Source organism: Candidatus Zixiibacteriota bacterium, assembly GCA_034003725.1.
Lineage (GTDB): Bacteria > Zixibacteria > MSB-5A5 > GN15 > FEB-12 > WJMS01.
In genome coordinates, this window is sequence record JAVEYB010000004.1 from 173,328 (window position 1) to 187,187 (window position 13,860).

Genomic DNA, 13,860 nt, shown 5'->3' on the forward strand with positions numbered 1-13,860 from the left:
GGCACGATACCTTGATCACGATTTCATCGAGGCAAGATAATGAGTGACTTAAACTTATATTCTGTCAACTGGCAGGATGGGATGCTCATCTCCCAGCAGCATCTCAAGGATCAGGAAACATATTTCCGCGATTTGGTTCGCTGGCACACCCTTTCTGTGGGCGATCAGTTCGGCCTTGTCAAGAAAGCAGCCGACAAACCGTCTTTGTCCATGAACTTCTCGGTGGTTGGCTCGCGGGTCAGGGTGGAGATTACACGCTGCCAGGCGCTTACGCCCGATTGTCACTATGTCGAGATCAATGAATCCAATCGAAGTGCGCTTTTTGCCGAGACGAGCCTGACCGAATCGGTCATCCCGGTGTGGCTGGTGGTCTCCCCCGGGTCCCGGAAACCCGTCGGCGACCCTGACCCCAACGAGGCCGTGCCCCGCATGCCGTATCTGGTGTCGGCTTGTGAGCTGCATCTCGGCAAGAAACCCGCTGTTCCGGAAGGAAACCTGGTTCAGATCGCGCAGTTGCAGCAGGAGAGTGGTGAGCTTGCTCCGGCAGCGGGATATTACCCGCCGTGTCTGACGATTTCAGCCGACGAGCAGCTTGCCGCCAAAGCGGTTGATTTGCGTAATCGCATGGAGAATCTCCTGTCGCTCGCGTCGCGCGCTTATAGCGCGATCGCAACCGCCGGCGCCCTGTCGGATCAGAGCACCAGCCTTCAGGTAGCCTTTAAGGAGACCATGTACCACTTCGGGTACCACCTGGCTGCGTCGCTCGACCAGTTCACGGTTGGTCGCAATGCCGGCCACCCGCTGGAGATGGTCGTCTTCTTCAAACGCCTATTCCGCGTGTTCACCACGTTGCTGAACTTCCGGCCCGGACTGAAGGACTACCTCAATGAGCGGTTCTTCATCAAGGAGCAGAAATCCGACGTCGGGCGGTTCATGTCTTCCGTGGATTCTTTTCTGCTGGCGGACTACAATCATCGCGATATCGGATCACAGGTGAAGATGATCGATGCAACGGTCACGACCCTGCGCAGCATCCTTGGCTTTTTGGCGCAGCTCAAGCGCGAGCAACTCGGCGAACAGGCAGTCGCCACCGACGCCCTGACCTACGGCGGCAAGACCTACCGCATCGCCCCGTATGACTCCGCCGCAACCGAGCGGGTCGGTGAATTGAGCTACCTGATGGTTAAGTTCCAGGCGCCGAGACCCATAAATGATACCGTCATCCTCATGTCGAAACAGCTTTTCTCGATCGCCGAGTGGAACAACATGCAGGTCCGTATCGGTCTGAACGAAGCGCGTGGGCTCGGCGAAACCGATCCGGTGGATGTCGATGCGGTCACCTATGGCGACAAGGTCGCGCTGCATGCAATGGACATGCTGCAATCGCCCTCCGTGGCCAAAATCACGCTGATATTCAGGGGAGCGCGGGAGGCCGAGAAGCTCGTCAGTCTCGCCCACTCCGACTTGTTCGTGTATGCCGTTTAATAGAATCGGACTGCAGCCATGGCAATGGAAATAAAGACCTACATCGACAACCTGTTCGGCTACCTTGACAGCTACGAGAACGCCTACACGCAATTCGAGACCGAAGCGTTCCTGCAAACCTATAACGGCATCATCGCCGTTTTCCAGGCCCTGCGACAGCAGCGCAACGAGGCTGTCGAGGTCGACCAGTATTTCCTCGGTAAAATCCGCCAGAGCCCGCTGACCAGTTCCGATCTCCGGCAGCTTACCGTGCAGGTACTGATCACCTTCTTCGAGTCGGAAGCGGATACCGACGGTCAGTCGGCACAGTCGTATGGATATGTTCGCGGCCTGCGCGGCCTCAAGCAGGATATCCCCTTCTTCGAGAATCATCTCGTGCCGCTGTTGTTTGCTGAAGGGGGACTGAACAACAACTACCGGCTGCGGTCGTTTCTGCTCAACGAGATCGCGCGCTATATGAACAAGTTCGGCCGGCGGCTGCAGCCGAATGTCACGCCCGAAGAGTTTCAGGCGATGAGTGACCCGATGAAGGTGCTGGAGCTTGCACGGCGGCGCCGCGACCTGGGCGAGCAGCTGATCGCCGACCGCACAACGCTTGAGTTCCACCTCCAGCGCATAGAGTTTTTCAACAAGTTCGGCGCGCGCAATCGCCTGGTCGACCAATTCCTGCGCGACTGGAACTATATAAAAACGACCAGTTTCCTGACGCGCCTCAAAGGCGTATTCGGCGAGTTGTTCGGCAAACTGCGGGGCGCCTTCTCCAGTTTCGGATATTTCCGACTGATTCTCTCGCAGCGCAATCCGGCATACCTGTACTACGGCCTGATCATCCTGCTGTTCATTTTCCTCGCCGTGTACGTGCCGCTGACATGGCAGGACTATTCCGATAATCGCTTACAGGAGTACATGCAACGGGCTACCACACTCCAAAGTGGCGGCAAGTAGCCTTTCACGACAGGCAGCGAGTAAACCGTGGGATTCGCACAAGTTTTCAAGATCTTCAAGAAGGGCGCCAAAGCCGCCTCCAAACCAAAAGGCAAGGATGCCGGCGGATCCGCAATCGCCTGGCCGGCTGGTATTCGGGTCGGCGTCTACGGCCACGCCAACGCCGGCAAGACCGTCTATTTCACGGTCCTGAACGAAGAATGCAAGATCGCCAAGGACCTGCAGATATCGGTCACCGACAACGCCACATCGGGTGAATTCCTCGCCAATTTCCGCTCCATCTGGGGGCTGGGGGTGACCAGCGATGTCGGCACCATGGTCGACCAGCGCGGCGAGCAGCGTTTCCCGGATCCGACCGCGAGCGGCAAGATCCTCCAGTTTAACACTATTCTCGACCGGTCGAAGAAGGTATCGGTCGTTTCGTACGACTACCCCGGCAATTCCGTCTCCATCTCCGAGCGCACCGATATCACTGACAAAGTCCTTGATTTCATGACCGGCGCGGACGGACTCCTGTTCTTCTTTGATCCGAAGACTTTGCAGGCCGAGTTGCAGACTCAGGCGCATGTCGCGTCGTTTGTCGCACAACTTGAACGTCTCGCCCCCCTGTCGTCACGTCTGCCGATCCCGATTGGGTTGGTCATTACGAAAGCGGATTTGCTAGACGGCTTCACCGGCGACAACCAGGTGGTTCTTGTCCCGCCGGAAATGGAGCACGTTCTCGCCGAAGATTTCGAGCGCTTTCTGGATGTTGTCCTCTCCAGCAATCGTATAGCGGGCAACCCTGCCTGGGCGGGAAGCGTGCGCAACGTGCTGGTCAAATTGCGCGAGTTTCTCAAAGTGGTCGTCGGCCGCACGCTCGACTTCCAGGTCTTTTTCGTCTCGAGTACCGGCAGGCCGCCGCAGAAGATCGGAACCGATGTTGGCCGCTCGATCTACAAACCGCCGGAACGTATCACGCCGACCGGTGTCAAGGAACCGTTCTACTGGCTCATGAACGCGGTCGTGCGCAATCGCAAGATTTCTGCATTCCGCAAAGTCGCACGCTACGCCGCCGTGCTCAGCGTTATTTGGATGGTCGTGTTTTCCATCCCCTTCCTGTGGCACTTCCTCTACCTGCTGCCGAAAGCGGCAGATACGGAGCAGGCGGTCATCGAGCAGTACGGTGGAAATGTCCTCAATACGTCGCAGGAAGACCGCCGGCGCATTACCAGCGCCTACGATCGCTATGAGCAGTCCTGGACGGTGAAGTGGCTGTTCCCGCGTTTCATCCCGCCCACGGATCGGATTCAGACTTTTTACGCCAGATTCAACCTGGCGGAAGCCGTGGCTCAACTCGATCGTGTCATCGGACGGTTTTCGGCCGTGGTCAGCGACAGTACCTTATGGCCGAAGTTGAACCCCGCCGACAACACCCTCATCATGACCGATGAGCACAACGCGGTCCTGGCGGATTTGGAGGCCTTTCACCAAGGCGACGAGAAGTCGGAGTTGTACATGCGGTCCGACCGCACTCTGCAGTACTGGGATATTTTCACCCGATTCATTGCCAACCGGGCCGATACCGCCGCCTACGCCGTGATCGTCGAACAGGTCCAGCTCAATGAACGCACCTTTGCCCGCGACCTCAGCCGGGCGGAGCAGGCCCTCGGGCAGGCGCTGCTGAGCAGTCTCAAAGTGACCACGGAACGCAAAGTCAAGCAGGCGGTAGCCCAGCGGGCCGGTGTGGAACTCGACGATCTCATCGAAAAAATCAACGGCAATCCCAGTCCGGCGTACAGACTCGGTGACGCCGTCACAGAACTCAAGCGCCTGCGATCCCAACTCGACCCCGGCGTAGACGCCGCCAGTGTCCGTGCCATTGACAAGTATCTCAACGAGGCGGACCAGTGGAACAAACGACGCAAATTCTTTTTCAAGGCCGAAACAATTCCCGGACAGGGCCACCTGCATGTGGAAGTGACCGCGGGCGGCAGAGACGCCTCATGGGCGGACCAGTCGCAGATTCTGCAGGGATTCGAGTACAGCCTGGAATGGAAGATCGGCGATGACATTCACATCGCACTTGACACGCTGGGCGCCCCGGAAATGTGGGGACGCGCCGCCAGTGATAAGAAAATCCTCACCGGCAAGTACGCGTTGTTCAGCATGGAAGGCGAAGTGACCTTTGACAACCTGGGTAAAACGGTGACAATTAGATTCACGCCGTCCGCCAAAGACCGTATGCCCGTGCCGGAAAAGTAGACACAACGAGCAGTATAGAAAAGGATCGATGGTATGAAGTACAGGGAAAGCCGACTGGGCCGCATGGCAGTGCTTGTTGCCGCCGCCGCGCTCGTCGCCGGATCAGTGAGTGCCGCCACGTTTCAATTGCCGGCAGGAACCGAAGTCAAAGTGAAATTCGCCGGGAGTCAGACCATATCGTCGGGTAACGTGATAAGCGGCGTGCCGCTCGTCATCACGCTCGCCGAGCCGATCAAAATCGGCGACCGTGTCCTGGTCGAGACCGGCGCCGAAGGCAAGGCGATCGTGTCCGAGGTCAAAAAGGCCGGCGCACCCGGCAAGCCGGGCATGATTAAGGTTACCTTTCAGGAAATCCAAACCAAGGGCGAGTTCTCGACTGTCGACGGTTCTCCCATTAAACTGAGCGACGAGCCGCTTATCCGGGAAGGAAAGGGCAAGAAGACGCTCGCCTTCATCACGATCATCGGCATCGTGCTCATCAAAGGCGGCCAGGGGGAGATTCCTGTCGACCAGGTGTACACCGCCAAAACCGCGGAAACCGTGGTACTGCAAAGCCCGCAGTGATCTGCCCGTACATGAATTACGAAAAACGGCCGGTGCCTGAACACCGGCCGTTTCTGTTTCTGGATTCCCGTCTGCCGAGTTCTATGAACCGCTCTTGACTCCGTAGTATACCGTGACGCCGTTGCCTTCGAGCTCCTTGATCTGGTTCTGTTGTGCATCCAGACTGAGCGGGTTGCCGGTCAACCAGACCGAGTCATACTGACCCAGACCGCCCGCCCGTGCATTCTGCACCAGCCCCATGATGTCCTGAATGCCGTTGTTCTCGAGCCGGACCTGGTAGAGATTGAGCAGATCGGCCAGCGGCTGCACATCGGTGACATTGTTGTTGTCCATGTACAGGTAGATGAGATTCGACAGGCCGCTCAGCGGCGTGAGATCACCCACGAGACACTGCGACACGTCCAGCTGCGTCAGCTTCGTCATCGCCGACACAAACGACAGGTCGGAAAAGTCGTTGTACGTCGCGGTGAGTCCCCGCAGCCCCGTCGCGCCGCTTAACCCCTCCATCGCCGAATTCCCCAGTGCGTTTGACGATACATCCAGGTATTCCAGCGCCGGAAGCTCACCGAGAACGGAAAGATCCGTGAGATTGTTGCTCGTGAGATTGAGTTCCCGGAGATTGCCGAGTCCCCGCAGGGGTGTCAGATCGGCGATGTTGTTGTAGCCAAAGTCGATGTACTCAACGTTCCCGAAGTACTCCATTCCTTCAAGCGACGTGATTCCCCACTCACTCGCATAGAGGTACGTGATTCCCAGTACATCAGAAAGATAGATATCACCGTTCGTCTCCACTTGCGTCCGCACGGCCGCCTCCAGGTCCGGGTCGGCGAAGTTAACGATCATCTCTTCCAACGGCAACAACTCCACCTGCGACGTCTCGAGGAACAGATTCGCGGAGGAGATGGTATCTTCGTCCACCCCGGTCGCCCAGACATCAATGAAGGACAACTCGACCGTCCGGACGACAGTCCCCACCATAGCCTGCGAACTGAACTCAATAGTCGCCAGCGTGCCGTTACCGGCTGCGTCAACGATCCGCCCCCCGGTCGTGTCGTTGACCAACACGTAGTATTGGGTGTCATCGTTGAAAAGCTCGGCGTAGAACTCGACCCGATTTGAATCGAGCGTGCGCGAGAGCGCGGCTCGAACCGGCTGCAACCGGAGATCATTGAAGTAGCCGAAGTCGATCGCGACCTGCAGTCCCGCCAGATTCGGTATATTGTGCGCCGTCAGCTCCAGCACGACCGGATCCCCCGCTCGTATCTGGCTGAACTTCGGGGACAATCGTATCATGGGAACGGTCGGTTCGAGCGCGATCGTGATTTCGACCTCGACTCCCGGCGCAACAAACGCCTCGGTCACTCCCCGATAAATCACGATCGTGTCCGTTGCCGGTCCACCGACCGGAGGAATCACCAGCTCTTCTGCCGTCAGAATAAACGTGAGTCGCTGCCCGGCGGGGACATCGACCCGACCGGTGATATAACGACCGTCGAAGTCGAGGAAGAACGTGGTGTCAAAATCGATACCGATTACCCGCAAACGGAACAGGTCGATCTGCTGCTGAAACTCCGGGGTCGTCAGCGTCGCCGTGAGCGCCAGGTTCCCTTCGCCCGGAATTCCGCTGTTGGTCGGCTTCTTGGAACAACCCGACATCCCGGCAACCGCAACCGTCAACACGGCGGCGACCGCTATCGCGATAAGGTACATTCGTTTCATCGGGTCCCTCCTTATCGCGTGGCCGTCAGGCCGAAGGTTATCTGGTAACCGCTGAGGTCGATATCGCCCCCATCGGCGCTTCCCGCGTAGTACCTCATGCCGCCGCTTAAAGTGAGGCTTGCGCCCAATTCGCGGCCAATGGTCGCTCCGATTCCGAACACCGTGGAGCTTCCCATATCCAGATCGTTGCCGCCGATCAGCCGGAGGTCCGCCGCCGGACTGACGCTCCACACGCCGCCAATCTGCCGGGCGTACGCGCCCGCGAGCAGAAACTCGTTACCGTAGTACTTGAACGGATCGAGTTCGTCGCCGTCGGCTGCGTATTGCGTGTTGTTACCGCGCACCAGATATCCGACATGCGCGGCAAACATCTGACGTTCGTCGATGTATCGCGCGCTGAGTCGGCTGTCGAGCTGAGGGCTCTGCCGAAACGTCTTGGTATCGTCGATCTGGTCAGCGGTGAATACGGAGTAGATAATATCGACCGTCCAATTCAGAGGCGCACCGTCAATATCTATCCCGGCATTCACGCTCACGACATCCCCGGGGTTGTAGTCGGTGAAGCCGTCATACGGCTCATAGGCGCCGGCGTACTGATACATGATGCCGGCCCCGCCCCGGAGTCCATCGCCCAGCACGGTCGCCCCGGCAAACAACAGATTGACGCCAAACCCTTCGCCATACCGCCTCATAGGAAAGTCAAGGTAGTTGGCGGACAGCGCCTGCAATACGAAGTACTCCTCCGTGAGGTCGAGCGCCCGCTTCCCGGTTGGGAGATTCAGACCCAGACTCACGAGCAACTGGTCGTTGGCAAACGAATGATTGCCCTGTACGCGCACGTCGCTCATCCCACCCAGGGTGAACTCCTGCGTTGCATTCTCGAACTTGCTCGAAGCGTTCGCGGCGAAGAACGACACATCAAAATTGTCCCGCATGGGGACAAACACGCCCAGCGGTATTGCAAACTGGCTGGTCGTGGTCTCCTCCTCGCCTTCCGTGACCGTCCATGAGTTGAATGTCGCGGTGAGATCCCCCGAAAACGGCTGGCCGTACACAACCTGCGCGGTCGTCGAGCCGGCCGTCAACACCAGAGCGCCGGCCACCGCCAGCGCACACATCAAGACTTTAGTCACCATTGAGATCCCCCTCTATAACGACCGTCGATGTCCCCCCAACAATCGGCGGCTGGGTGACCGGACGACGTGTGTTCGGATCAGTCACCGGGCCGATATTGATCACAGTCGATCTCAGGCGCGTGTCAAGACCGGCCGTCGACTGGGCCGGAGCCGAGATGCTGGTGATTGCTGCCTCGAAACTCGTGCCGGAATAGCCTGGTCCTCCCAGTGAGAGCCCTGCCCCGACCGTACTTGCAGCCCGACCGGCCTCGCTGAAACCGGGATCGATGGTCGTGGCTTCAGTAAACGACGCCTCGGCCTCGCGCCACATGCCCCGACGGCGGTAGTCAAGGCCACGGCCGTACGCCAGCAGCGCAAGATACGACTCAGTCGGCACCTCTGATATGGCGTCCCGCTCCTCCTGCGTCAATTCGACACCGAGATCTTCAAGCACGGCGAACACGAACTGCTTCTGTGCTTTGAAGATTTCCCGAATCTGCGCCTCAGTCGGTTCAGTCGCAACGGTCGAGCTGTCTACGGTGTTCACGATCACGCCGTCCACGCGGACGCCGGTCTCCCCCAGCCCGAGTACGGAACCGGTGACCAGATGCTTGCCGCCCAGAAGGCGGCCGAGCCGAGGCGCCGTCGCGCGATCAACCGCAGAACTCCCACTTAACTCCAGTTCGTCCATGATCGCGTCGATTTTCAGACGCTCGATCACCCGAAGCGAACGCACTTTGGATAAGTCAATCGCCGTGAATTCGGCCAGACCGGTCGCCAGCGGCGCCATGTCCGGATTCAGGAATGAACCGTCGAAATCCACGACCGCGACCGTATTGTCGGGTATGGTGTCGATGTCGATTGATGCTTCGTTCTGCAGCGCAAGGTCGACCTCGCGTTTCGCCCGTTCGCTGAGCAATCGGTCCAGATTGGCGCGGATGAGATTGGCCGTCTTACCGCCCGGTTCAAGGCTCAGCGCCGCGCCATATGCTCTGATCGCGTGATCGGTCATCTCCCGTTTTTCATAAATCAGCCCCAGATACAGGCTGCTGCGCGCGTCGGGGCGAATCTGGTCTGCCTGCTTAAAGGCATCTTCGGCTTTGTCAAGATCACCCCTGTTATAGAATGCCACCCCCAACTCGCGCCACGATTCCATGCTCTGGGGGTTGGCGGCAATTTCCTGGTAAAAAGCGGAGATCGCCTGGTCATAATGCCCCTCGTCGGCCAGCTTCCGGCCCTGCGAATAAAACGACTGGGAACACCCGACCAGCAACATCACCGCTGATACCAGCACTAATCGTGTCATAGCGGCCTCGTAAGTGATACGTCCCGTATTCGTAACTGTCAGCCGGCCAGCGGACGATAAATCTCCATCTTGCGCTTGGCTTCGGTGAAGCTGCTATCCAAATCGTACGCCATCTTGAAGTACTCGTACGCCTTGCCGTATTCGTATTTGTCCATGTGATCGAGACCCATCGCATAATACGTCGTAGCGTCGAGCGACTCCGTACCGCCTTCCTTGAGCTTGCCCAGCGTCTCTTCGCCCAGCGTCACATCGAGCTTCTTCGCAAGTTCCTCGACCGCCTCTTTCTCCATCTTGCTGTACTCAGGCTTGCCCTCGCGGTCGACCTGCGCGATGATTTCCGATGTCTCCACGCTCACGGCCCGCACCACCATCCGCGCCGTATTGGCATCGAGCTGGGTGATGCTGCCGAACACCATATACCGCGCGCCGAGAATCTTGCCGACCCTGACCGCCGTGGCCTTGTCGACCGCCCCCGACTGCTGCAATTCGATCTCCTTGAGGATATAGTCGATCTTGTCGCGCTCAATTACGCGGAAATCGCTGATCTTGGCGAAGTCATACGCGAAAAAGTCCGCCAGGCCCTTGCTGATCAGCCCCAGCTTCTCCTGGTACTCTCCTGCCGAATAATTGTCGAACTGCATGATCGCAATCGTCTTGATCCCCTCCTTCGGCTCTTCGCACGTGAGGGCGTTTTTCTCTTTTACGATCCCGTACCACGTATCCCGAAGTTCTTGCGGCCAAAGATCCCGGGGCATGGGAACCACGCACGGCCCGATCTGAGAGATCTTGTTCAGGTATCGAATGGCCTGCTGCAGGTAGGTTTCCCCCTTGGCATAGGTCACGATGGCCATCACTTCAAGAACTGCCACGCTGTCGGCGGCCGTGAGATCGGTCCGCTGCAACAAGGCTTCTGTAACAGCCAGTCCCTTGTCGTAATCCAGGGCGTTGTAATGGTCCAGCGCCTCGGCGAGCTGGTCGGCAACGGACGTCTCCTCCTGGGCCAGGGTCGCTCCCCCGCACAGAAGACAACACGATAGCAGCGTGACCAAAAGTCGGGACAGCCGATGAGATGTGCTATTCCACCTCATGGTAACTCCTTTGTGTCTGAGAAAAATGGTTCGGATTTCCGATTAAAAGGTAGACCCGCGTACGCGGTTATTCAACAAGTTTTTATTGCTCGAATTCGAACGCCACCTTGTGGACGCTGTCGGCGACGACCACTACCGTGTCAACCAGCCGCCGCGTCACACCGTCGACCTCCAGCGCCGCAACGATGACATGACGACCGGGTGAGAGCTTGAACGTATAATTCGTCTTCTGTCGCTGCAACTCGCCGTCGATCACGATGTCCGCCCCGCGCGGCTGTGAACCGATCCGGACTTCACCCGACTTCGCCGTTACCGGAGGTGGCGAAGGAGGGGTCGGAGTGGGCGCGGGAATCGTGAAACTGTAACGGCGGCTGACGACCGCATCCGGGCCTATATCCGCCGTGTCCACCAGCCGCTTCTCGCGCGATTTCTCGTTCTCGATTCGCAGTACATACCGCCCGGTATCCAGCTGCCGCTCGAAGGACGATTGCCCCGACGCCGCCAGTATATCGTTCAGATAGATATCACCCGAAGGTGTTACGGCTATACTGATTGTACCGCTGGCCCCGATAGAGGTTGCATTGACCGAAAAATACGCCCACGGCGAGGGATCTCCCGGTGACCCTGCCGCGGTGACAGGGTAGAGCCTCCAGTAATACGTACCATTGGGCAAAGAGCTCGAAAAGGTATACGACCCGCCCGACAGGCCGGCTATCGTTCTGCTCCCCGCGAAACTGGAATCCAGTGCATATTCAAGAACAAACGAATTCCGTTCCTGCGGATCGCTCCAGCGCAGGGTCGGCTGGCCCGTATTCAGTGTCTCGCCGGAGACAGGGCCGATCAAGGCGAGCGCGCCCGTTTTGATTGGCGGCGACGACGGCCAGAACAAATACGCTGCTATCGCCGCCAAGATCAAAACGCCCGCAACCGGCAGTACAAACCGGAGCGAACCGCGTTTACGCTTGGCAACGGAATTAGATGTACTGACGGCCTTCGTCGCGACATCATCTTTCTCCCCCAGCCGTCGTGCCGCGTCGTCAACGGCCCGCCGCATCTCCTCCGCTGTTTGATACCGTGCCTTTGGCTCCTTATCGATCGCCTTGAGCACGATTTCCTCGATTTCGCGTGGGATCGACGCCTTGATCGACCGGGGACGGGGAGGCTCGCTGAACAGCTTGGCGTCGCGCATCGCGAACTCGTTGTCGCCTTTGAACGGCAACGCGCCCGTCAGCAGGTAATACAGTGTTGTCCCCGCCGCATATATGTCCACGAGGGCGTAATTGGTCTGAGCGGTGGGAGTGAACTGCTCGGGCGCCATGTACGCCGGAGTCCCGCAGGCGGTCCCGGCCAGAGTCAGGTTCGGGTCGGTCTCGCTTTTCGCGATACCGAAATCGATCACTTTGACATTGCCCGCCTTGTCGATCATGATGTTCGACGGCTTGATGTCGCGATGGAAAATCTTGCGCTGATGCGCGAATTCCAGCACTTCCAATACTTTTGCCGTGATTCGAAGCGACTCGTCGATCGGGAGCACAGCCTCACGTTTCAGACGCTCGTCCAGCGTGACGCCTTCGATATACTCCATCGCAATGACGAGATTGTCACCGTCGTTGAAAAAGTGCCGAATGCGGCAGATCGACGCATTCCCGTCGAGCAGCGCCAACTTGTCCGCTTCCTGCTTGAAACGCTCGGCCAGCTGCCCGTCCGAAACGATTTTCAATATGACCTTGAGATTTGGAACGTCGCGGTGAACTGCCAGGAAGACCTGCGCCATCCCCCCCGCGCCGATCTTCTCCAGAACCCGGTAATTGCCGATATAGCGCTCTTCCATCGCAACAGTATATGCTTCGTGGTTTCAGCCTGCAACTTCAATAATCTGCCCCGCAGCCCCGTGCGAGACCACCGACTCCTCCCAAAAACGCCGACGTGCGTCTCCAGATCAACAAAAGAAAAGCCCGTGACGCCCCCCGAGCAAAGAAAAACGGGGACCCCGAAAGTCCCCATCCAAAAGCGGCCCAAACGCCTGTCTTCTGCCCTTCTTACGCCTAGAAATTTAATTCCACCCCGAGCGTCGTAATGGAGTTGGACCGAAGTCCGCCGTCGTTGGTCGGCAGGATAATATTCGCATATCCGAGAAACTTCGCACTCGGCGTCCATTTGATGCCAAAAGACGCATTCGTGATGTTGTCCTTCTCGAACGCCGGTATGTTGGTCGGCTGCACCGACTGGGAAACCCGGCTGGGGGTCGGGCCCACCGGTCCCATGATCTCCACCGACGACGGGAACTCCAGTTCTTTCACCTGGTCACCCGTCTCGAATTCTCCGTTCCACTCCAGCGCAAGGGTGAAACGATCCGACAGCCGCTGGTCGTAGCCCAAGGCGAGGCCGATTCGATCGCGCGCGAGGTCGCTGGTTCTGATGTGGTATCCAAGATTCGCGTACGGCGAAAAGTTACCTGCCGTCGTCGACGCGATCATGTTCAATTTGTAGCTTGGATCACCCTGGCCGAGGAAGTTCTCCTCGTCGCCTGTTGCCAGCGTCGCCTGTACCAAAAACCCGAGGTCGTAGCGTTCACCGCGATAAGCATGCCATTTGGCCCGAATCGTCACATCGCCTATGCCGGAACTGGTTTCGTCTACCGTGGAGCCGTTCAGCGTGAGTGTCGGGTTGACCGATGTGCCGTCGAAGTAGTGATTGGCGCTGCCGTTCGCCGTATAAGTGTACGAATTCATGCGTGCGAACGGTTCCGCGCTGAGGCTGACCGAAACGTACGGCACCGCGATTCCCACGTCAAAGCGGTCGGATATCCCGTACGTGCCGTAGAACGCGATTACCGTCGCGTCGAGGTCGAGATTGGCATCGAGCACTATGTAATCATGTTCATTGGGATCGTCGCCGTACACGGAGAGATCACCGATGTTCTGGTGAAGAAAGACAAACTGAATCTCGTCGGTATTCAGGCCGCGGATTTTCTCGAGATCCAGCATAGAGTAGTTCATCCCCGCATTGAGGCGCCCTTTTCCGAGTGTCTGTGCCCGCTCGCCGAATATCGGTCCTGCGCTCGTGCGCGTCGCGATCGGGACGCCCGATGACAAGTCAAACGTGAGTCCCACCGAACTCGAGCTGAGCGGGTATTGTGAGGCGCTCGTGGCGATTAGATTGCCAAGCGACGATATCACCGCCTGGCTCGTGGACACGTTGCTCGGCAGAAAGTGGTTCCCGTGAGCGCCCGGCCCGGACAGCCGGATACCAAGCACATCGCCAAATATCCCCGTCACCGACTCCGAGAGCGTCTGCGCTCCCGCGCCGACACCCGCCAATGATGCGAACAGCAGGAGCGCCGGGCACAATCTGTGTCGTGGTTTCATCGATAATCCTCCTGATACCTCGTTAC

10 protein-coding genes are annotated in these 13,860 nt (G+C 58.2%); 4 read left to right on the forward strand and 6 right to left on the reverse strand.

The window, feature by feature from the left end; all coding sequences use genetic code 11:
• The first annotated feature begins 39 nt into the window (after positions 1 to 39).
• The 4 genes from RBT76_06860 to RBT76_06875 are packed head-to-tail and all read left to right on the forward strand — an operon-like array spanning position 40 to position 5,238.
• Complete coding sequence (locus RBT76_06860) at positions 40 to 1,485, forward strand: hypothetical protein (GenBank protein ID MDX9857490.1); 1,446 nt, start codon at positions 40 to 42, stop codon at positions 1,483 to 1,485.
• Positions 1,486 to 1,503: 18 nt separating this feature from the next.
• Complete coding sequence (locus RBT76_06865) at positions 1,504 to 2,430, forward strand: hypothetical protein (GenBank protein MDX9857491.1); 927 nt, start codon at positions 1,504 to 1,506, stop codon at positions 2,428 to 2,430.
• A gap of 27 nt (positions 2,431 to 2,457) precedes the next feature.
• Positions 2,458 to 4,674: a GTPase domain-containing protein gene (locus RBT76_06870; protein MDX9857492.1), complete on the forward strand. Its 2,217-nt coding sequence runs from the start codon at positions 2,458 to 2,460 to the stop codon at positions 4,672 to 4,674.
• A gap of 33 nt (positions 4,675 to 4,707) precedes the next feature.
• Positions 4,708 to 5,238 (forward strand): hypothetical protein, encoded by a 531-nt coding sequence (locus RBT76_06875; GenBank protein ID MDX9857493.1) that lies wholly within the window; start codon positions 4,708 to 4,710, stop codon positions 5,236 to 5,238.
• An 81-nt stretch (positions 5,239 to 5,319) separates the two neighbouring features.
• Here RBT76_06875 and RBT76_06880 read toward each other — a convergent pair whose 3' ends face one another.
• The 6 genes from RBT76_06880 to RBT76_06905 form a co-directional block, all read right to left on the reverse strand.
• Complete coding sequence (locus RBT76_06880) at positions 5,320 to 6,957, reverse strand: leucine-rich repeat domain-containing protein (GenBank protein ID MDX9857494.1); 1,638 nt, start codon at positions 6,955 to 6,957, stop codon at positions 5,320 to 5,322.
• A gap of 11 nt (positions 6,958 to 6,968) precedes the next feature.
• Complete coding sequence (locus RBT76_06885; protein MDX9857495.1) at positions 6,969 to 8,093, reverse strand: hypothetical protein; 1,125 nt, start codon at positions 8,091 to 8,093, stop codon at positions 6,969 to 6,971.
• On the reverse strand, positions 8,083 to 9,378 hold the full coding sequence (locus RBT76_06890; protein ID MDX9857496.1) for a tetratricopeptide repeat protein: 1,296 nt from the start codon (positions 9,376 to 9,378) through the stop codon (positions 8,083 to 8,085). The genes RBT76_06885 and RBT76_06890 overlap by 11 nt, the downstream gene beginning before the upstream one ends.
• A 38-nt stretch (positions 9,379 to 9,416) precedes the next feature.
• Positions 9,417 to 10,466 (reverse strand): CsgG/HfaB family protein, encoded by a 1,050-nt coding sequence (locus RBT76_06895; protein MDX9857497.1) that lies wholly within the window; start codon positions 10,464 to 10,466, stop codon positions 9,417 to 9,419.
• Between the two features lie 82 nt (positions 10,467 to 10,548).
• Positions 10,549 to 12,297, reverse strand: coding sequence for a serine/threonine-protein kinase (locus RBT76_06900; GenBank protein ID MDX9857498.1), 1,749 nt, complete (start codon positions 12,295 to 12,297; stop codon positions 10,549 to 10,551).
• A 214-nt stretch (positions 12,298 to 12,511) separates the two neighbouring features.
• Positions 12,512 to 13,834 carry a hypothetical protein gene (locus RBT76_06905; protein ID MDX9857499.1) on the reverse strand — a complete coding sequence of 441 codons (1,323 nt, stop codon included), beginning with the start codon at positions 13,832 to 13,834 and terminating at the stop codon, positions 12,512 to 12,514.
• Positions 13,835 to 13,860: the final 26 nt, after the last annotated feature.